Origin of the sequence: Nocardiopsis synnemataformans (assembly GCF_965343085.1) — a bacterium.
Lineage (GTDB): Bacteria > Actinomycetota > Actinomycetes > Streptosporangiales > Streptosporangiaceae > Nocardiopsis > Nocardiopsis alborubida.
In genome coordinates, this window is record NZ_CBDRFA010000042.1 from 51,665 (window position 1) to 70,158 (window position 18,494).

Here is an 18,494-nt window from a genome sequence, read left to right on the forward strand (position 1 = left end):
CGCCCCGGAGGGCCCGCGCACGGCGAGGGAGGCCGTACCGGAGGCGGAGCGTCAGCCGAGGAAGGACTCCAGTGCGTCGATGACCGCCTCGGGCTGTTCCTCGGGGACGTAGTGGCCGCAGTCGTCGACCCTGACCACCCGCACGTCGGTGCCCTTGGCGGGCATCACCTCGCGGAGCGAGGCGTGGTTGCTCAGCTCGCCGCCGAGCACGAGGATCGGCGCCGACACGGGCGCGTAGGTCCGCTCGTCGGCGATGTCGGTGTTGAACGCCCGGTACCAGGCGTTGCCCGCACGGACGGCGTCGGCGGTGGAGAGGGCGCGGGCGTAGACCTCGCGGGACCGTTCGTCGATGGAGTCGGGGTCCTTGGTGATGTGTTCGGCGAGCCAGTCGACAAGTACACGGGTGCGCCCCTCCAGCAGCTCCTCCGGCAGTCCCAGGACCTGGTTGAAGGCGAACCACCACAGGAGGGGGTTTCCGCCGTCCCCCACCGGAGTGTTCACCGGCTGGCCGGGGTCGGGAAGCAGCCGGAACTCCGACCACCCGTCGTCCGGGTGTGCGACGTCCAGCATGCAGATCCTCCGCGTCGCCTCGGGGTGGTTGGCCGCGTACGCGTAGGCGACCATGGCGCCGATGTCGTGGCCGACGACGTCCACGGACTCCAGGCCCAGGTGTCGGACGAGCTCGCGGACGTCGTGCGCCATCGTCTTCTTGTCGTAGCCGTCGGCGGGCTTGGCGGAACCGCCCATGCCGCGCAGGTCCACGGCGATCACCCGGTGGCGGCGCGCCAGCGCGGGCATGACCCGGTGCCACTGCCACCAGGTCTGCGGCCAGCCGCCCAACAGCAGCAGCGGGGTTCCGGCGCCGCCCTCGACGTAGTGCAGGCGGACGCCGTTGACGTCGGCGTGGCGGCTGGAGAAACCGCCGTCGAGCGAACGTGCGAGTTCGACGTCGTCCAGCGGGTCGGCCTGGGGTGCGGGCATGGGGGGCTCCTCCTGGTGCGGGCGCCGTCCTGCGAGGGCGGCGCTTGAAGTTCGAATGTACGAGATAATCGTACTAACGAACAGTAGGTGTCAAGCCCCGTGCTCCCTGATCGATACGAAATCCGCGTACAGTGGCGCCATGGCCGTACTGCACCACCCCGACACCTCGGAGATCGAGCTCGTCGACGTGCTGGCCGCCCTGGGGCACCCTGTCCGACTGGACGTCGTGCGTGCGCTGGCCGACGGCGAGGAGAGGTTCTGCGGTGAGGTCCTCTCCGGCATCCCGAAGTCGAGCATGACCCACCACTGGAGGGCCCTCCGTGAGAGCGGGGTCATCCGCCAGCGCCGCGCCGGGCGCAGGCTCTACATCACGCTGCGCCGCGCCGAGCTCAACACCCGCTTCCCGGGGCTGCTGGACCTGGTCCTCGCGGACGGCGTTCCGACCGCGCCCTGACCACGGTGTGGCCGGATTCCGTCGTTGTCTGTCCTTCCAGCCACTTCCGCGGAGCGCGTCGCGCCTTTGGCGTGAGTCCCGTACGCGGGAAGGAAGACGACGAAGGCCCCGGCCGGTGTGGGGCGGGTTCAAGGGGCTTTCCGTATGCCCTGGTGGGCTTTTCGGGGGGTGCAGGGGGTCGCCCCCTGGGAAAGACTTCGGCCCGTGGGGAGGACGACCGAAGGTCGTCGACCACCACGGGCCGCTCGCGGAGGATAGGGGATTCGAACCCCTGAGGCGTTGCCACCAACACGCTTTCCAAGCGTGCGCCCTAGGCCACTAGGCGAATCCTCCGCGAACAACTCTACATGCCTTCAGGGGTGCTCTGGACAGGTTTTCGCGGCCCCTCCCGGGTGCGTCCGGGAGGCACCGGAACCGGGCTCCCCGGCACGGGATCACAGGGCCCGGCTGGACCTCACCGCGCTGATGGCGTTGTTGCGGAAGGCGTCCACGAACAGCGAGTAGTCGGCCCGGGTCTGGGCCGCGTACCGGTGCGCGAAGTCCACGCACCACCGCGTGAACTCCGCCTCGCGGCCGTCGAGCACCGCCATGACCGCCTCCTCGGTCTGGCCGCGCACGAGCGTGGCGTCCGCGTGCGAGTCGGACACGCAGTGCGCCTTGGCGGTGGCGCGCCCCAGGTAGTCCAGTACCGGCACGATCTCCGCGGGCTCGGTGAGGTCGTCCCAGTCCAGGTCGTTGGTGTAGGGGGAGACCTCGCTCACCACGAAGCCCACGCCGCCCATCTCGGTGTGGCCCAGCAGCGGGTCGGTGTGCGCCTGGAGCGCCCGCTGGGACACCGCGGTGCGGTGCCCGTGGTGCTGGAAGTAGTCCATGATGCGCCGGTCGGTCACCACCCGGGAGGGCGCGGCCACGTTGCCCTGCTTCATGGACAGCACGACGTCGTTGTCCCACGCCTCCGACTGGCCCTCGATGAGCAGGGTGTAGGCGGGCAGGCCCGCCGAGCCGATCCCGAAGCCGCCGCTGCCCACCACGTCCTTGACCGCGTAGTTGATCGACGCGTACCGCTGGTCCTCGGGGATGGTGTCCAGGTAGGCCTCGTAGGCGGCCAGGACCCGCTCCCGCTCGGCGTCGTCCAAGCGGCGCGCCCGGGGGCCCTCGGTGAAGCGGCGGGTGTACCCGTCGCGGGTCGTCATGGACGTCAGCATCTCGGCGCGGCTGTTGAGCCGCGTCTGCTGGAGCACGTCGTGCACGGTGCCGTCGGTGTTGCCCAGCTTGAGGGAGAACTCCGAGTCGTTGCCCGTCGTCGCGAACTCGCGCACCTGGGCGATGTAGGCGTCGATGTAGTACGGCAGGAGCGTGCTGATGTCCTCGTCGGACAGGGCCTTCTGCCAGCCCATGACCCCGATGCTGGCCGCGAACCTGAGCACGTCCCAGGTGAAGCGGCCGAGGTAGGCCTCGTCGAAGTCGTTGACGTCGAACACCAGCCGCCCGGTGGAGTCCATGTAGGTGCCGAAGTTCTCCGCGTGCAGATCGCCCTGGATCCACACCCGTGAGGTGCGTTCGTCGGCCCAGGGGTCGTCCATGCCCGAGACGTCGTTGTAGAAGAGCGCGGCGCTGCCCCGGTAGAAGGCGAACGGGTTGGCCGCCATCTTGCGGAACTTGACGCGGAACGCCGCCGGGTCGGCGGTCATCAGATCCGAGAAGGCGTTCTCCAGCGTGGCCACGATGAGGTCGCGGCGCTCCGTGGAGCTGTCGGTGGAATCGAGCTGGTCGAGCATGCCCATGTCGTCCATGATCTCTGAGAGGTTGTGTGGTGTGCCGGTCCGGGGCCCGTGGGCCCTCTGCCCGAGATGAGACGCCCGGTCCGGGAGGTGCGTTCCGTCCGAATGGCCGCGTTCCGGAGGTCGACGCGCTCCGGGGAGAGGGCCGTGAGGCGGGGTGTCCGAGCAGTCCGGGGTTCGGATACACTCGGGGCAGACCCCTCGTGCGGCGTCACCCTATGAACCTCCCCAGGGCCGGAAGGCAGCAAGGATAAATGGGCTCTGGCGGGTGCGCGGGGGGTCCTTTCTCTTTCTCCGGCCCGGTCGAACCCCTCCCGGTCCTCGTCAACCGGCGCGAGCTGTCACCGCTCGCGGGTTGAATGGACACGTGGCAGGGACCAGGGGAGGAATCACACCGTGAGCATCGCGCTGTACCGCAAGTACCGGCCCGCGACGTTCGGCGAGGTGCGTGGCCAGGAACACGTGACGGACCCGCTGCGCCAGGCGCTGCGCAGTGGACGGATCAACCACGCCTACCTGTTCAGCGGCCCGCGCGGCTGCGGCAAGACCACCAGCGCCCGCATCCTGGCCCGCTCCCTCAACTGCGCCGAGGGCCCCACCCCCGACCCCTGCGGCACCTGCGACTCCTGCGTGGCCCTGGCCCCCGACGGCGGCGGCAGCATCGACGTCATCGAGATCGACGCCGCCTCCCACGGCGGTGTGGACGACGCCCGCGACCTGCGCGAGCGCGCCTTCTTCTCCCCGGTCAGCTCGCGCTACAAGATCTACATCATCGACGAGGCGCACATGGTGACCCGGGAGGGCTTCAACGCCCTCCTCAAGCTGGTCGAGGAGCCCCCGCCGCACCTGAAGTTCGTGTTCGCGACCACCGAGCCCGAGAAGGTCATCGGCACGATCCGCTCGCGGACCCACCACTACCCGTTCCGCCTGATCCCGCCGAGCACCCTCAGGGAGCTCATGGAGGACCTGCTCAAGGAGGAGGGCGTCTCCTACGATCCGGCCGCGCTGCCGCTGGTCGTGCGCGCGGGCGCGGGCTCGGCGCGCGACACGCTCTCGGTGCTGGACCAGCTCATCGCCGGTTCGGACGAGGGCGGCATCACCCGTGAGGGCGCCGTCTCCCTGCTGGGCTACACCGATTCCAGCCTGCTCGGGGAGATGGTCGACGCGCTCGGCGCCCGCGACGGCGCCGCCGTGTTCGGCCTGGTCGACCGCGTGGTGGAGGGCGGGCTCGACCCGCGCCGGTTCACCACGGACCTGCTGGAGCGCTTCCGCGACCTGGTCGTCCTGGCCGCCGTGCCCGACGCCCTGGACAAGGGCCTGGTCAACGTCGACCCGGAGGCGACCGAGCGGATGAAGGACCAGGCCGCGCGCCTGGGACCGGCCGAGCTGAGCCGTGCGGCCGACATCCTCAACCAGGGCCTGACCGAGATGCGCGGCGCCACCGCGCCCCGGCTGCTGCTGGAACTCATGTGCTCGCGGGTGCTGCTTCCGGCCGCGGACGGAAACCAGGGCGCGGCCCTGCTGGCCCGCCTGGAGCAGATGGAGCGCCGGATCGCCTCGGGCGCCGTCGCCCCTCCCGCCACACCGGTCCAGCCCGCTCCCTCTCCCGCGCCGGTCGCCCCGGCCTCCCCGGTGGTGTCCGCCGAACCCGTGCGCGCCGCCGCGGCTCCGGCCCCGGCGGTCGCTCCGGCCCCTCCTGAGGCCCCCGCCGCCCCGGCCCAGCAGCGGTCCGAGCCCGCGGGCTGGGACGCCCCGGCCCGCCAGGCCGCCCCCGCGCGGAGCCAGGCGCCCGCGGCGTCCGGCGGTTCTCTGGACCTGGGGCGCGTGCAGGGCGCCTGGGCGCAGATCCTGGAGGCGGTCAAGGGCCTCCGCCGGTTCACCTGGATGGTGCTGAGCGGCAGCGACGTCCGTCCGGTCGGCGTGGAGGGCAACGCCGTCCTGCTCGGCTTCTCCCGGCCCAACGAGGCCAAGGGCTTCAGCAACAGCGGCAGCGACCAGGTGGTGGCCGCCGCGATCCAGCAGGTCCTGGGCATGGAGGTGCGCGTCGCCGCCGCGGGCAGCGCCGTCACGGCTTCCTCCGCCGCCGCGCGCAGGCCCGAGCCCGCGCGCCCGGCCGAGCCCGCCGGATGGGACGCGCCCGCCGCCGAGCCCGCGCGGTCCGTCGCGCCCGAACCCGCGCCGCAGGCGGCCTCCGGCCCGGAGCCCGCTTCGGCCCCGGAGCCCGCGCCGACCGGTCCGCCGCCGGACCGTATCGTCACCGGACTCCAGGAACCGCCGCCCGACCCCTACGAGGACGCGGCCGCCGCGCCGCCGCCCGAGTACGGCGACTCCTCGCCCGTGGCCGAGCCCGTCCGGGCCCCGGCGCCCCAACCTGCTCCGCCGCGGCCTGAGACCGCGGCACCGCCCGCCGGAGCCGCCTCCGCGGGTGGCCCCGGTGGCGCGGGGTCCTCCGCGCCCGCCAGTGCCTCGGGGGCGTCGGGCGCCGGGCTGATCGAGTCCGAGCTCGGCGGCCGGGTCATCGACGAGATCGAACACGAGGCCCCGGACCCGTCCCTCTAGCCCGGACCCGGCTCTCTCCCCGGGGCCAGGGGTCTTTGGACCCGCGCCTGACGGTGACGGGCGTCCTCGCGGCTAGTTCCGGGGGCGCAGCGCGCGCAGCACCGTGTCCACGAGCTCGTCCACGTACTCGTGCGTGAGCGGCCCGGTGCGCAGCAGCCAGCGGTGGTGGAACGGCCCGAGGAACAGCTCCGTGGCCAGCCGCAGGTCGACTCCCGGGTCCACATCGCCCGCCGCCACGGCGGAGCGCAGCCGGTCCTCGAACACCCGCGTGTTCGGGCCCAGCAGCCGCTCCTCGACGGCCGCGGCGAAGGCCGGATCCTGCTGGAGCTCGGCGGTGAACGCGCGCGTGGTCCGGTCCATCTCCGGTATGCGGAACTCGTCGACCGTGGCGCGGAGCACCGTTCGCATGTCCTCGGCCAGGTCGCCGGTGTCGGGCAGGGGCTGACCGGCGACTCCGCCGGTCAGCGCGGTGAACACGTCCAGGACCACGGCCGCCTTGGATGGCCACCAGCGGTAGATGGTCTGCTTGCCGACCCTGGCCCTGGCGGCGATTGCCTCCATGGTGAGCCTGGCGTAGCCGACCTCGCCCATCAGCTCGGCGGCGGCGTCGACGATGGCGCGCCGCGCGCGTTCGCTGCGGCGGCGGGGGTCGGGAGCGCGGCGGACCCTGGTCTCTTCCTGTGTGGTGTTCTCTGCCATACCTGCCACGTTAACCGCTGAAAAATGACGAGACGTATCGTCTTGGTGCCGATATCCTACGGAGGTCGGATCGACTTGGCGAGGCGTTTCGCCTCGCCTGGAGGGAAAGGAGGTCCGCGTGGGCAGGAACAGCGACAATCTTCTGGGCATGGGCGGACAGCGCAACACCGTCTCGCGCTCCACGCTTCGCGGAGGCAAGGGCGGCGGCCGGGGCGGCCCCAGCGACGACGCCGTGGAACGCAAGCAGGAGCTCCTGCGCAAGCTCCGCGAGAAACAGGGCAAGGACGCGAACGCGGCGCCTGAGAAGACCGAAGGCGCCCAAGGACAGGCGTGAGCGCGCGGCGGCGGCCCCCTCGGAGGGGGCCGTCGGCGTTCGCACACCTCGCGCGGCCCCTCGCCGCGCGCTACCGGTGCGCACATGGCTCCCCGCCCGGTTCCGGCGTTCGCGCCCCGCGGCGGTCACACCGTCCAGCCGTGTCCGTCCGGTGAGTCCAGCCACACCCGGTGCGCGCCGTCGGCGCCCACCGAGAGCCCGAACCGGTCCGGAGCGGGTGCGCCCAACCGGGTCCACAGCTCCAGGGCCTCCTCGAACTCGTCCCAGATGCTCCTCGGACCGCCCTGCTCGATCATCCACGAGGTGCCGTAGGGGTACACGCGCACCCACGAGGCGCCGACCCGGTCGAACACCCACACGCCCGACCCGGTGCCGATCCACCGCCGCCGCACCCGCCAGCCCGGCACCATCACCGAGAGCGCGAACGCCGACGGGAAGGTCATCAGAGGCGCCACGGGGTCGGTCTGCGTGAGCCGGTACTCGTCGGGCTGCTGCCCCGAGTCCCGTACCGGGCGGGGCTGGTCGTCGGGGGTCCTCAGCGGCACGAACCCCACACCGCCGTGGAAGCTCGCCCGGGCCGAGCCGTCCCCGGGGCACTCCACGCGCGCGATCACCCCGGCCCCCTCCAGCAGCCCCCACGGGCACACCACCAGGCCGTCGGGGCGCAGCTGCTCCACCCACGCGGGCGGCACGCGGCGCACGCCGCAGGTCGAGGTGATCCGGTCGTAGGGCGCGCCGGGCGGGTAGCCCTCGTAGCCGTCGGCCAGGTGGACGGCGGGGGAGTAGCCCTCCGCCCGGAGGGCCTCGCGGGCGACCCCGGCCAGGCGCGGGTCGGTCTCCACGGAGGTGACGGCGCTGTCGCCGAGCCGGTGCGCCAGCAGGGCGGTGTTCCAGCCGGTCCCGGTGCCCACCTCCAGGACCCGTTGCCCGTTGGCGAGGTCGGACAGCTCCAGCAGGCGGGCCAGGACGCGGGGCGCCGAGACGGACGAGGTCGCCGCCTCCGCCCGTTCCCGGGGGCCGGGTCCCCTCGAACCCTGGTTCCAGGGCCCGGACTCCCGGTCGTCGTGGGTGCGCTGCTCACGGGGCTCCGAGGCCCGCTGGTCGGGCGCCCGGAACCCGGGGCTCCGGGGATCGGGTGCCTCCCGGTACGCGGACGGATCGGGGTCGTCGACCTGGGTGACGATGGCGTTGTCGGCGTACACGGCCGCGAGCCACCGCTCGGGGTTGCTGTTGGCGTTGAGGGCCGTCCCGTGCGCGGTCAGCGCGCCCACCTCGGGGATGAACCGGTGTCTGGGCACCGACCGGAACGTGTCGGTGAGGGCGGCGTCGGTCAGCGTGCCGTCCGCGACCATCGCCTCGACCAGCGCCGAGTGGCGCTCTCTGGCGGTCAACACGTCCTCACTCCCCCGTGGCTCTCAGCGCTACCGGTGGTGCCCGAGGGCACTACCGGGACTCCTGTGCCCCGCAGAACACCTTTTCAACCGAGAGTGATGTTAGCGCCACTCCTGGTTCTCACTCCTGGTAGGTGCCCTTTCGGGAGAGTCGTCCTCCCGCCGGGGTGCACCGCGATCAGCGCCGTCCCACCCCGGTGACCAGTCCGTCCCCTCCCGTGGCCGACCGGCCCGCCCGCATGTGCGCTGATGACCGGTTACGCTCACAGCAACAGCGACACAACAGCGAGACCCAGCACCAAGAGTGCGGCGAGGAGACGGCCGTGAACCCTGGCGGTATGGACATGCAGGCCCTGCTCCAGCAGGCCCAGCAGATGCAACAGCAGCTCGTGGAGGCCCAGCAAGCACTGGAGGACGCCGAGGTCGAGGGCACCTCCGGCGGTGGCCTGGTCAAGGTCAAGCTGAGCGGGCGCGGACAGGTCGAGGACGTGACCGTCGCCCCCGAGGCGATCGACCCCGCCGACCCCGCCGAGAGCGCCCAGACCGTCGCGGACCTGGTCCTGGCGGCCATCCGCGACGCCGAGGCGCAGGTGGAGCGGCTCCAGCAGGAGAAGATGGGCCCGCTCGCCGAGGGCCTGGGCGGTGGCGGGATGCCCGGCGGCATGCCCGGCCTCCCCGGCTTCTAGTCCGGCCCGGAACTGTCGCCGGTGTGAGGCGTGCGGCCTGACCTGCGGTGATCTTGTACTTATAGCCGATGTCGGCACTCGAAACCCGCTATAGGTACAAGATCACGGCGAGTGGGGCGGTCCTGGTTCCGGTTCCGCCCCAGACGCCGGTCCGCGTACGCGCGGGTCCGCCGCGCCGGATACGGTGGGGGTGGGGATGCGGACCGCCCCGACATATCCGGTCCGGCACTGATGGGTAGGCGATGTACGAAGGCGCGGTGCAGAATCTGATCGACGAGCTCGGGCGGCTGCCCGGCGTCGGTCCGAAGAGTGCGCAGCGCATCGCCTTCCACCTCCTGTCCGCCGAGCACGCCGACGTCAAACGCCTCGTCAGCGCGCTCGTCGAGGTCAAGGAGAAGGTGCGCTTCTGCTCGGTCTGCGGCAACGTCGCCGAAGAGGACCAGTGCCGCATCTGCCGCGACGTCCGCCGTGACCCCGCCATCATCTGCGTGGTCGAGGAGTCCAAGGACGTCGTCGCCGTCGAGCGCACCCGCGAGTTCCGGGGCCGCTACCACGTCCTGGGCGGCGCCATCAGCCCCATCGAGGGCGTGGGCCCCGACGACCTGCGCGTCAAGGAACTCATGACCCGCCTGGCCGACGGCCAGGTGACCGAGCTGATCCTGGCCACGGACCCCAACCTGGAAGGGGAGGCCACCGCGACCTATCTGGCGCGGCTGGTCAAACCCATGGGGTTGAAGGTGACCCGTCTGGCCAGCGGACTGCCCGTCGGCGGCGACCTGGAGTACGCCGACGAGGTCACCCTCGGCCGTGCCTTCGAGGGCCGCCGCAGCCTGGAGTTCTAGCTCACATTCGCCGTTCATCCGCGCGAAACACGAGTAACCTCCGCCTGGCCGGGTAAGCCCCACCGCTGGTATGTCAAGACGCCACGCCCTCCCGTCGCAGGTCAGATGGGGTGGACGAGGACGTCTGTGGCTACACTCCATTTCATTGTCTTGATCCCAACTCCTCAGGAGCATCGATCGTGGCCCTAATCGTGCAGAAGTACGGTGGGTCTTCCGTGGCAGACGCGGAAGCCATCAAGCGAGTAGCCCAGCGGATCGTCGCTCAGAAAAAGGCGGGATATGACGTCGTCGTCGTGGTCTCGGCCATGGGCGACACCACCGACGAACTCCTGGACCTGGCCGAGCAGGTCAGCCCGATGCCGCCAGCCCGCGAACTGGACATGCTGGTCACCGCGGGTGAGCGCATGTCCATGGCACTCGTGGCGATGGCCATCGAGAACCTGGGGTTCGAGGCCAGGTCCTTCACCGGTTCCCAGGCCGGTGTCATCACCACGTCGCTGCACGGCAACGCCAAGATCATCGACGTGACGCCGGGCCGGATCCAGGAGGCCGTGGGCGAGGGCGCGATCTGCATCGTCGCCGGGTTCCAGGGCGTCTCCCAGGACACCAAGGACATCACGTCCCTGGGTCGGGGCGGCTCCGACACCACCGCCGTCGCGCTGGCCGCCGCCCTGGAGGCCGACGCCTGCGAGATCTACAGCGACGTCGACGGTGTGTTCACCGCCGACCCGCGCATCGTGCCGACCGCCCAGCGCATCCCCCAGGTCTCCTACGAGGAGATGCTGGAGATGGCGGCGTCCGGGACCAAGATCCTGCACCTGCGCTGTGTCGAGTACGCGCGTCAGTACAACATCCCCCTTCACGTCCGTTCATCTTTCAGCCAGAAGCCAGGGACCTGGGTCGTCCCGGAAGTCGAGGAAAGCGAAGGCATGGAACAGCCGATCATCTCCGGTGTCTCTCACGACCGGAGCGAAGCCAAGATCACCGTCGTCGGCGTGCCCGACAAGATCGGTGAGGCCGCGACGATCTTCCGGGCCCTGGCCGACGCCGAGATCAACATCGACATGATCGTCCAGAACGTGTCGGCGGTCTCCACCTCGCGCACCGACATCTCCTTCACGGTCCCCAAGGACTTCGGCAAGGAGGCCGTCGCCGCGCTCAAGAAGGTGCAGGACAAGGTCGGGTTCGAGTCCCTGCGCTACGACGACAAGATCGGCAAGGTGTCGCTGATCGGCGCGGGCATGCGCTCCTACCCGGGCGTCACCGCCCGCTTCTTCGACGCCATCGCCGGTTCGAGCACCAACGTCGAGATGATCTCCACCTCGGAGATCCGCATCTCGGTGATCGTCGAGGAGGACCAGATCGACGCGGCCGTCCGCGCCGCCCACAGTGAGTTCCAGCTCGACGCCGACCAGGTCGAGGCTGTCGTGTACGGAGGTACCGGCCGATGAGCAACCGTCTTCCCACCCTCGCCGTCGTCGGCGCCACCGGCGCCGTCGGCACCGTGATGCTGGACATCCTGACCCAGCGCGAGAACGTCTGGGGCGAGATCCGCCTCGTCGCCTCCCCGCGCAGCGCGGGCAAGGTCCTGCGCGTGCGCGGCGAGGACGTCGTGGTCCAGGCCCTGGCCCCCGAGGTCTTCGACGGCGTGGACGTCGCCATGTTCGACGTCCCCGACGAGGTGTCCAAGGAGTGGGCGCCGGTCGCCGCCGCCCGCGGCGCGGTCGCCGTCGACAACTCCGGCGCGTTCCGCATGGACCCCGACGTCCCGCTCGTGGTGCCCGAGGTCAACGCGGACCAGGTCCGCAACCGTCCGCGCGGCATCATCAGCAACCCCAACTGCACCACCCTGTCGATGATCGTGGCCATCGGTGCCCTGCACCGCGCCTACGGCGTCACCGACCTGGTGGTCTCCTCCTACCAGGCCGCCTCCGGCGCCGGCCAGGAGGGCATCGACACCCTGCGCGACCAGATGGCCAAGGCCGGTGCCGACCGCAGCCTGGGCGACACGGCGGGCGACGTGCGCGCCGCCGTCGGCGAGCTGGGCCCGTTCCCGGCGCCGCTGGCCTACAACGTCGTTCCGTGGGCGGGTTCGCTCAAGGACGGCGGCTGGTCCTCGGAGGAGCTCAAGGTCCGCAACGAGTCCCGCAAGATCCTGGGTCTGCCCGACCTGCGCGTCTCGGCCACCTGCGTCCGCGTCCCCGTGATCACCACCCACTCGCTGGTCGTGCACGCGTCCTTCGCCGAGGAGGTGCCCGCCGACGCCGCCCGTGAGCTGCTCGGCTCCGCGGAGGGCGTCCAGGTCCAGGACGACCCGGCCAACGGCGAGTTCCCGACCCCGGCCGACGTCGTGGGCACCGACCCGACCTGGGTCGGCCGCATCCGCCAGTCGCTGGACGACCCGAGGTCGCTGGACCTGTTCCTGTGCGGGGACAACCTGCGCAAGGGCGCCGCGCTCAACACGGCGCAGATCGCCGAGGTCGTGGCCAGGGAGTTCACCCAGGCCTGACCGCGCACACCGCCGGACGACTCCAGCCGGTCACTCCGGGTGACGGGGAACGGTTGGGCGGAGCAGGCGTCCGGCGATGTCCGCACCGGCGTGATGTTCGGTGAACGGTGAGGGCGGCGGCCCCTCCTCCTGGAGGGAGCCGCCGCCCTCACGCGTGTCCGGGGTCGGCGCTCGGGTGCCCGGGTGCCCGTCCCGGAGGGCGCCGAACCCGCGTGTGCCCGGGTCAGTACCGCCGCGGGTCGCCGGGGCGGCGGGGTCGGGCCAGTGTCAGTTTGTAGAGGAGTCGACACTGCTCGGACGAGCCGATGAGGTCGGAGGTCTCCACCGGCCGGTTGCCGCTGAAGTGGGTGCGCTCCACCACCAGCACGGGCACCCCCGGCGCCGATCCGAGCAGGGAGGCCTCGGAGTCGCGCAGGGCGCGTACGCCCACCTCCTCCACCACGCGGTCGACCGGGTGGCCCGCCGCGCTGAGCCGTTCGAGCAGTCCGCTGCCGGGCGAGCTGTCGAAGGGGGTGCGCAGGGTGCCCGCGGTCAGGGACGCGGGCTCCCAGGACCGGTGCAGGGTGATGGGCAGTTCCGAGGACAGCCCGCGTGAGGTGGTGCGGTACACCGGTTCTCCCTCGCGCAGCCGCAGCCGCAGGCTCAGCGGCGGCGCGCACTGCTCCTGCTCGGTGCCGATCGCCTCGCGGCTGAGCCGTCCCAGACCGGAGCCGGAGGAGGAGTCGGTCCGGCAGATCCGGAAGAGCTCGGGGACGGTGCGCACGTAGTACCCGGAGCCGGGCCTGGACTCGACCAGGCCCTCGGTGACCAGGAGCCGGAGCGCGGTGCGGGAGATCTGCTCGCTGACGCGGTAGGAGCGCGCCAGCCGGGTCCGGGAGGGCAGACGCGTGCCGGGCGGCAGCTCCCCGCTCAGGATCGGCCCGCGCAGCTGTTCGGCCAGCCAGAGGTACCTGGGTTGCCTGCCCACGGTCACGGGGCCTCGGCCGCGCGGCCTCCCGTCGCCCGTTGGTCTCTGCGCTCCGCCGCGGGAACGGGGACGTGGTGGTCGCCGGTGCCGGGGCCGCCACCGTCTCCGGTGGGGAATCCGGGGGGGAGGAGGGGAGTGAACCTGCCAGATCGCCGAAGCTCGCCCATGGTTCCCAGTAAAGCAGCGCAGGGGCCCGACAGGTGGTCTTACCTGAAAGTAGTGGCCCGCGTTCGGAAAGTCACCACGGAATCGGAACTCCGTCCTTGCGTAGTGGAAACGCCCGAAAACGGGGAACGCCACGGAATCCCCTGCCCAAAAGGTTACTCTGCGTCACAATAGGGAGTGTGCCTTGTTGGGGGAGACCATGATCACGAACCTCGCGGACCGCGCGGACACGGCCGTCACCTGGATGAGCGGGATCTTCGGGGTGATCCTGGCACTCGTGGGTCTGGCGCTGCTGGTCCTGCTCCTCGCCGCGATCATCTCGGCGCTGGCCGACCGCGACACCTCCGCCGGCGGCAAGCTGCTGTGGGTCATCTTCATCCTCTGGTTCCCGTTGTTCGGGGCGATCGCCTGGTTCGTGGTGGGCCGCAAGGGCCACCTCAACCGCTTCCTCGGCATCGACAAGGGGAAGGCGCGCCACACGATCCCGGCCAGCGTCGGCCAGCACAGCGACGCGCCGCCCCACCGCAACGGCCTGAGCCACGCCTGAGCCCGGCGCCGGGCGGTACACGGAAGGAGCCCTGGGACCGGTCCCGGGGCTCCTTCCGTGTCCGTGTCCGGGAGGCCCGGACGCGGCCCCGGTCAGACCGCCGCGGCCTTGCGGCGGCCGCCGATGCCGACCGCCAGGTCGAAGGCGTTCTGCACGGAACCGGTGTTGGCCGCGCCCCTGCCGACCACGTCGAAGGCGGTTCCGTGCGCTGGAGTGCAGATCGGGACAGGAAGACCGCCGGCGATGGTGACGCCGCCGTCGAAACCCATCAGCTTCATGGCGATCTGCCCCTGGTCGTGGTACATGGTCAGGACGCCGTCGAACTCGCCGGCCCTGGCCCGCAGGAAGATCGTGTCCGAGGGGAACGGGCCCGTGATGTCCAGGCCCCGGGCGGCCAGGCCGCCCACGGCGGGCCCGATGACGTCCAGCTCGTGGCGGCCGAACCTGCCGTTCTCACCGGCGTGCGGGTTGAGCGCGCAGACCCCGATCCGGGGAGCCTCCAGGCCCGACTCGCGCAGCACTCGGTCGAGGAGCAGACCCGCCTCGACGACGTTGTCGTGGGTGATGCCCGCCTCCACCTCGGCGATCGACACGTGCGAGGTGACGCGGGCGGTCCACAGCCCGGGCAGGACGTTCAGCTCGGAGGTGAAGGACGTGACGCCCAGCACCTCCTCGAACCAGCGCAGCTCGTCGTTCTCCGTCATGCCGGCCAGGTGCAGGGACGACTTGTTGAGCGGGGCGAACAGGATCGCGTCGACGCGGCCGTCCCCGGCCATGTCGAGGGCGACGGAGAGGTTGGCGAGCGCCCAGCGGCCCCCGGCCTCGGTGGCCTCGCGCCGCTTGAAGGACGCGGCGGCTCCGGTGGGCCGGGCCGTGGAGTTGTCGTACAGGAGGGGCAGGTCCGCGTCGGGGTCGGTGGTGTACTCGACGGGCACTCCGGCGTCCTTGCCCGCCGACCTCAGCTCGGCCTCGTCGGAGACGAGCACGATGTCGGCCGCGGCGGTGTTCTCCGGGCGGGACAGCAGCTTGGCGATGAGTTCGGGACCGATCCCCGCCGGGTCGCCGAGGGTGACGGCGATACGGGGGCGGGACGCGCTGGTGGCGGTCATGGCTGCCTTTCCTGTGGGTGAGCCGTGGTGGGGCTGTCGTGGTGCGGGGGTGCGCGCGGGCGCGGGACCCGCCTTCCGTGTCAGTCGTCCGCGCTCGGGCGGGCACGGACGGCGTGTTCGCCGTCGTCGGGGACGCCGTCCGCGTCCCGGGCGCCGCCGGTCCGGTCGTCGTCGCCCCCGCCGGTGCCCGTGGATCCTCCCGTGCCCGCGGGGCCTGCGGTGCCTGCGGGGCCTGCGGTGCCCGCGGACCCTCCGCCGCGCACGGCCCTCGCGACCGTCGGTCCGACGACCAGCGCGAGGGCCAGCAACAGGATGCCGATCGCCGTGCCGCTGGAACCGATCTGGGAGAGCACGTCGCCCTCCCCCAGGGCCGAGGTCTGGACCAGCGCCGTCTCGAAGAGCGGGCCGATGACCAGCCCGAGGACGAGCGGGGCGACGGGGAGGTTGAGCCGTTTCATGGCGTACCCGACGAAGCCGAAGACGATCACGATCCACACGCTCAGCATGCTGTTCTTGATCGAGTAGGCGCCGACGAGGCTGGTGACGATGATCAGCGGGTAGAGGACCGCGTACCTGATGCGCAGCAGCTGGGCGAAGACCGGCGCCAGCGGCAGGTTGAGCAGCAGCAGGATGGCGTTGCCGATGAAGAACGACGCCAGGAGGCCCCAGACCAGCGTGGGCTGGGTCTCGAACAGCAGCGGGCCGGGCTGGATGCCGTAGACGAGGAAGGCCCCGAGCAGGACGGCGGTGGTGGCGCCGCCCGGCACCCCCAGGACCAGGGTCGGTACGAAGTTGGCGTTGGAGCCGGAGCTGGTGGCGGCGTCGGGTGCGACGACGCCCTCGATGGCGCCGGTACCGAGCTGGTCGCGGTTCCTGGAGAAGCGCTTCTCCACGCCGTACGCCAGGAAGGAGGCCAGGGTGGTCCCGGCGCCCGGCAGGCAGCCGAGTACGAACCCGACGACGGTGCCGCGCGCCGTGGCCGGAGCCGCGCGCCTGATGTCCTCCCTGGTCAGGAGCAGGTCGCGAAAGCGCGCCCGGATCGGCTTGGCCATCCCGCGGTGCAGCTGGTTGAGGAGTTCCCCGATCGCGAAGAGCCCGATCATCACCTCGACGTAGGGGAGGCCGCCGAACAGGTCGACCTGGCCGAAGGTGTAGCGGGGGGTGCCCGAGCCGACGTCCACCCCCACGCTGGAGATGAGGATGCCCACGGTGCCGAGCGCGGTACCCAGCAGCAGGTTCTTCCCCGAGAAGACGACGATGGTGCACAGCCCGAGGGTCATGATGGCCAGGATCTCGGGCGGACCGAAGCCCAGGGCGATGTCGGCGAAGAGGGGGGCCAGTGAGGTCAGCGCGACCAGCGCGACCAGCGCCGCCACGAAGGAGCCGATGGCGGAGATGGCCAGCGCCGGACCGGCCCGTCCCGCGCGGGCCATGCGGTAGCCGTCGAACGTGGACACCACGGACGAGGCCTCGCCCGGGGTGGCGACCAGGATGGCGGTGATCGTGGCCCCGAACTGGGACCCGTGGTAGATCCCGGCGAGCATGATCAGCGCGGTCAGCGGCTCGAAGGCGAGGGTGACCGGGATGAGGATGGCCACGCCGGTGGCCGAGCCGAGTCCGGGCAGGATACCGATGACGGTGCCCAGCAGGACGCCCACGAAGCACCACAGCAGGTTCTCGGGGGTCAGGGCCGCGTTGAATCCGATGAGCAGGTTCTCGGTCACGGCGCACTCCAGAGGGCGGGGTCCAGGAGGCCGAGGGGGAGCGGCACACGCAGGAGCACGACGAACAGGAGGTAGCACACGACGAGCACCCCCGCCGAGGCCGTGACCGCCACGGGCCAGCGGAGCCTCTCGACCCAGACCGTCAGGAACAGGGTCAGCAGCGCGAGTGCGGGGAGCATGCCGAGGAAGGGGATGAGCGCGGCGGTGACGACCAGGCCCGCCGAGACGACGAGCAGCTTCCGGGTGGTCGCGCGCTTCTCCTCGGCGGTGTGCTCGGTCTCCTCCTCGACGTGGCCGTCGCCCTCCAGGAGGGTGCCGCCGCGCATCTCCTGCCACAGCAGGGCGAGCCCGGTGACCAGCAGGAGCAGTCCGGCCGTACGGGGCAGCGCGCCGGGGCCGACGGTGCCGTCCTCCGGGTTGGTCCACGGGTAGCCGAGGGAGCCGAGAAGGAAGAGCAGGCCCAGGCCCGCGAACACGGAGTACGCGACGAGAACGGGGGGCCGGGACCGGGGCGCCCGGTCCTCCCGCTCCGGGGACCGGTGGGGGGTGCCGCTCACAGGGCCTCCCTCATCCGCTGGTCGTACTCGTCCAGGAAGTCCTCGAAGTCCTGGCCCGCGACGTTCGCGGGGATCAGGAGGTCGGTCTCGATGTAGTCCTCGTAGATGTCGGACCGCATGGCCTCCTGGATCGAGGCGATCCAGTAGTCGCGCTGCACGTCGGCGATGTCGTCGGGTGCCAGGACGCCGCGCCAGATGGTGACCTCGGCGTCCAGGCCCTGTTCCCGCGCGGTGGGGGCCTCACCCAGCACGGGGTCGTCGTAGCGCTCCTCGGAGAGGGTGCACAGCACCTTGAAGTCGCCGCTCTCCACGTAGGGCTTGGCCGCGGCGGCGCTGGCCGGAGCCATTTCGAGCTGGCCTCCCAGCAGGGCGGTGAGGACCTCGCCCGTGGAGCCGTACGGCACGACCGAGAACTCCCCGCCGTTCTTCCTGAACTCCTCGATGACCAGGGAGTCGGCCCCGGTCTTGCCGCTGGATCCGGTCTTGACGGGGTCCTCGGCGCCGGCCTCCACCAGGTCCGCGCAGGTCTCGTGCGGTGAGTCCGCGGGGACGAGGACCACGCGCGAGTCCTGGGCGAACATCACCAGCGGGGTGAAGTCGCGGTAGCTGAAGGGCACGTCGTAGACGATGGGCAGGGTGTTGAGCGCGGTCTCCGCGACCAGGAGGGCGTTGCCGTTGCCCCGCTCGGACATGAAGGTGGCCCAGCCGACCGCGCCGGAGCCGCCCTCCTTGTTCTCCACGTTCACGCTGTAGCCGGCGTCCAGTTCGTTGAGCCCCTCGGCGATGACGCGTGCCGAGCGGTCGCTTCCGCCGCCGGGTGCGAAGGCGACGAGCGCGGAGACCGAGCCCCGGGGGGTCCAGTCGTCGGGAAGGGGAGGGCTCGCGTTCGGCAGCGAGCACCCCGTGATCAGCGTGCAGGCGCCTGTCGCGGCCAGCACCACACGGAGGGGTGACTTCATGTCGGCCTTCTTGCGTCCGGAGGGGTTCGGGGGGCGGAGTTCTCAGAAGCGCAATCTCAGCGACATCAGAGATCCTATTGGATATGGGAACACGCTAAAGCTCGACCCAGGCGTTGACAAGGGGCCGGAACGAAAAGAACAACGCGTAGCGGGACGTGAAAAGGCCGCGGGGCGGGTGGAGGGGTCAGCCGTCGGCCGACACCCGGTGCGCCACCGCCTCCAGGTGGTCG

The 18,494-nt window shown here is 71.4% G+C and carries 17 protein-coding genes, 1 tRNA gene and 1 other RNA gene; 9 read left to right on the forward strand and 10 right to left on the reverse strand.

Translation table 11 applies throughout. The features are described from left to right. Positions 1-51 precede the first annotated feature (51 nt). Positions 52-981, reverse strand: a complete 930-nt coding sequence (locus tag ACSIH6_RS23225) for an alpha/beta fold hydrolase (RefSeq protein ID WP_435110423.1) — start codon at positions 979-981, stop codon at positions 52-54. Positions 982-1,120: 139 nt separating this feature from the next. Here ACSIH6_RS23225 and ACSIH6_RS23230 point away from each other — a divergent pair, with 139 nt between their 5' ends. After that, positions 1,121-1,435 (forward strand): ArsR/SmtB family transcription factor, encoded by a 315-nt coding sequence (locus ACSIH6_RS23230; protein ID WP_435110424.1) that lies wholly within the window; start codon positions 1,121-1,123, stop codon positions 1,433-1,435. A 248-nt stretch (positions 1,436-1,683) separates the two neighbouring features. On the opposite strand, the gene ACSIH6_RS23235 is transcribed toward ACSIH6_RS23230, so the two are convergent. Together ACSIH6_RS23235 and ACSIH6_RS23240 are read right to left on the reverse strand one after the other, a co-directional pair. Then, positions 1,684-1,768: transfer RNA gene (locus ACSIH6_RS23235), tRNA-Ser, on the reverse strand. A 101-nt stretch (positions 1,769-1,869) separates the two neighbouring features. Beyond that, entirely contained in the window at positions 1,870-3,228 is a 1,359-nt protein-coding gene (locus ACSIH6_RS23240; protein WP_435110425.1) for a DUF2252 domain-containing protein, read from the reverse strand. 180 nt (positions 3,229-3,408) lie between these two features. Between ACSIH6_RS23240 and ffs the strand changes: the two genes are divergently transcribed. Together ffs and ACSIH6_RS23250 are read left to right on the forward strand one after the other, a co-directional pair. Further along, positions 3,409-3,504: signal recognition particle sRNA small type (ffs, locus tag ACSIH6_RS23245), an RNA gene on the forward strand. A 108-nt stretch (positions 3,505-3,612) separates the two neighbouring features. Further along, positions 3,613-5,775, forward strand: coding sequence for a DNA polymerase III subunit gamma and tau (locus ACSIH6_RS23250; protein ID WP_435110426.1), 2,163 nt, complete (start codon positions 3,613-3,615; stop codon positions 5,773-5,775). Positions 5,776-5,847: 72 nt separating this feature from the next. Here ACSIH6_RS23250 and ACSIH6_RS23255 read toward each other — a convergent pair whose 3' ends face one another. Further along, positions 5,848-6,474 (reverse strand): TetR/AcrR family transcriptional regulator, encoded by a 627-nt coding sequence (locus tag ACSIH6_RS23255; RefSeq protein ID WP_435110427.1) that lies wholly within the window; start codon positions 6,472-6,474, stop codon positions 5,848-5,850. Between the two features lie 118 nt (positions 6,475-6,592). Between ACSIH6_RS23255 and ACSIH6_RS23260 the strand changes: the two genes are divergently transcribed. Continuing rightward, positions 6,593-6,808, forward strand: a complete 216-nt coding sequence (locus ACSIH6_RS23260; RefSeq protein ID WP_435110428.1) for a DUF6243 family protein — start codon at positions 6,593-6,595, stop codon at positions 6,806-6,808. 125 nt (positions 6,809-6,933) lie between these two features. On the opposite strand, the gene ACSIH6_RS23265 is transcribed toward ACSIH6_RS23260, so the two are convergent. Continuing rightward, complete coding sequence (locus tag ACSIH6_RS23265) at positions 6,934-8,199, reverse strand: methyltransferase domain-containing protein (RefSeq protein WP_435110435.1); 1,266 nt, start codon at positions 8,197-8,199, stop codon at positions 6,934-6,936. Between the two features lie 338 nt (positions 8,200-8,537). Between ACSIH6_RS23265 and ACSIH6_RS23270 the strand changes: the two genes are divergently transcribed. From ACSIH6_RS23270 to ACSIH6_RS23285, 4 genes are all read left to right on the forward strand, one after another. Then, the gene (locus ACSIH6_RS23270; protein ID WP_017562872.1) at positions 8,538-8,885 is read left to right on the forward strand and encodes a YbaB/EbfC family nucleoid-associated protein; all 348 of its coding nucleotides are present in this window, start codon (positions 8,538-8,540) and stop codon (positions 8,883-8,885) included. A gap of 242 nt (positions 8,886-9,127) precedes the next feature. Then, the gene (gene recR / locus ACSIH6_RS23275; RefSeq protein WP_017562871.1) at positions 9,128-9,727 is read left to right on the forward strand and encodes a recombination mediator RecR; all 600 of its coding nucleotides are present in this window, start codon (positions 9,128-9,130) and stop codon (positions 9,725-9,727) included. A gap of 179 nt (positions 9,728-9,906) precedes the next feature. Further along, a complete protein-coding gene (locus ACSIH6_RS23280; protein WP_082768385.1) occupies positions 9,907-11,178 on the forward strand; it encodes an aspartate kinase in 1,272 nt (423 codons plus the stop codon). Next, positions 11,175-12,236, forward strand: coding sequence for an aspartate-semialdehyde dehydrogenase (locus ACSIH6_RS23285; RefSeq protein WP_150250917.1), 1,062 nt, complete (start codon positions 11,175-11,177; stop codon positions 12,234-12,236). Before ACSIH6_RS23280 ends, ACSIH6_RS23285 begins: the two co-directional genes overlap by 4 nt. A 223-nt stretch (positions 12,237-12,459) precedes the next feature. On the opposite strand, the gene ACSIH6_RS23290 is transcribed toward ACSIH6_RS23285, so the two are convergent. After that, positions 12,460-13,203, reverse strand: coding sequence for a GntR family transcriptional regulator (locus ACSIH6_RS23290; RefSeq protein WP_150250918.1), 744 nt, complete (start codon positions 13,201-13,203; stop codon positions 12,460-12,462). 364 nt (positions 13,204-13,567) lie between these two features. Here ACSIH6_RS23290 and ACSIH6_RS23295 point away from each other — a divergent pair, with 364 nt between their 5' ends. Next, positions 13,568-13,915 (forward strand): PLD nuclease N-terminal domain-containing protein, encoded by a 348-nt coding sequence (locus tag ACSIH6_RS23295; RefSeq protein ID WP_435110429.1) that lies wholly within the window; start codon positions 13,568-13,570, stop codon positions 13,913-13,915. 92 nt (positions 13,916-14,007) lie between these two features. On the opposite strand, the gene ACSIH6_RS23300 is transcribed toward ACSIH6_RS23295, so the two are convergent. The 4 genes from ACSIH6_RS23300 to ACSIH6_RS23315 form a co-directional block, all read right to left on the reverse strand. Next, the gene (locus ACSIH6_RS23300) at positions 14,008-15,024 is read right to left on the reverse strand and encodes a 4-hydroxythreonine-4-phosphate dehydrogenase PdxA (protein WP_435110430.1); all 1,017 of its coding nucleotides are present in this window, start codon (positions 15,022-15,024) and stop codon (positions 14,008-14,010) included. Positions 15,025-15,104: 80 nt separating this feature from the next. Continuing rightward, positions 15,105-16,748 carry a tripartite tricarboxylate transporter permease gene (locus ACSIH6_RS23305; RefSeq protein WP_435110431.1) on the reverse strand — a complete coding sequence of 548 codons (1,644 nt, stop codon included), beginning with the start codon at positions 16,746-16,748 and terminating at the stop codon, positions 15,105-15,107. Next, positions 16,745-17,305 carry a tripartite tricarboxylate transporter TctB family protein gene (locus tag ACSIH6_RS23310; protein ID WP_435110432.1) on the reverse strand — a complete coding sequence of 187 codons (561 nt, stop codon included), beginning with the start codon at positions 17,303-17,305 and terminating at the stop codon, positions 16,745-16,747. The genes ACSIH6_RS23305 and ACSIH6_RS23310 overlap by 4 nt, the downstream gene beginning before the upstream one ends. Further along, positions 17,302-18,264 carry a tripartite tricarboxylate transporter substrate binding protein gene (locus tag ACSIH6_RS23315; RefSeq protein ID WP_435110433.1) on the reverse strand — a complete coding sequence of 321 codons (963 nt, stop codon included), beginning with the start codon at positions 18,262-18,264 and terminating at the stop codon, positions 17,302-17,304. Before ACSIH6_RS23315 ends, ACSIH6_RS23310 begins: the two co-directional genes overlap by 4 nt. Between the last annotated feature and the right edge of the window lie 230 nt (positions 18,265-18,494).

Bases quoted from the DNA above. Each gene is read 5' to 3' on its own strand.
- ACSIH6_RS23225 (WP_435110423.1), bottom strand. From the start codon at position 981: ATGCCCGCACCCCAGGCCGACCCGCTGGACGACGTCGAACTCGCACGT.
- recR (WP_017562871.1), top strand. From the start codon at position 9,128: ATGTACGAAGGCGCGGTGCAGAATCTGATCGACGAGCTCGGGCGGCTG.
- ACSIH6_RS23295 (WP_435110429.1), top strand. From the start codon at position 13,568: ATGATCACGAACCTCGCGGACCGCGCGGACACGGCCGTCACCTGGATG.
- ACSIH6_RS23270 (WP_017562872.1), top strand. From the start codon at position 8,538: ATGGACATGCAGGCCCTGCTCCAGCAGGCCCAGCAGATGCAACAGCAG.
- ACSIH6_RS23315 (WP_435110433.1), bottom strand. From the start codon at position 18,264: ATGAAGTCACCCCTCCGTGTGGTGCTGGCCGCGACAGGCGCCTGCACG.
- ACSIH6_RS23255 (WP_435110427.1), bottom strand. From the start codon at position 6,474: ATGGCAGAGAACACCACACAGGAAGAGACCAGGGTCCGCCGCGCTCCC.
- ACSIH6_RS23285 (WP_150250917.1), top strand. From the start codon at position 11,175: ATGAGCAACCGTCTTCCCACCCTCGCCGTCGTCGGCGCCACCGGCGCC.
- ACSIH6_RS23300 (WP_435110430.1), bottom strand. From the start codon at position 15,024: ATGACCGCCACCAGCGCGTCCCGCCCCCGTATCGCCGTCACCCTCGGC.
- ACSIH6_RS23230 (WP_435110424.1), top strand. From the start codon at position 1,121: ATGGCCGTACTGCACCACCCCGACACCTCGGAGATCGAGCTCGTCGAC.
- ACSIH6_RS23240 (WP_435110425.1), bottom strand. From the start codon at position 3,228: ATGGACGACATGGGCATGCTCGACCAGCTCGATTCCACCGACAGCTCC.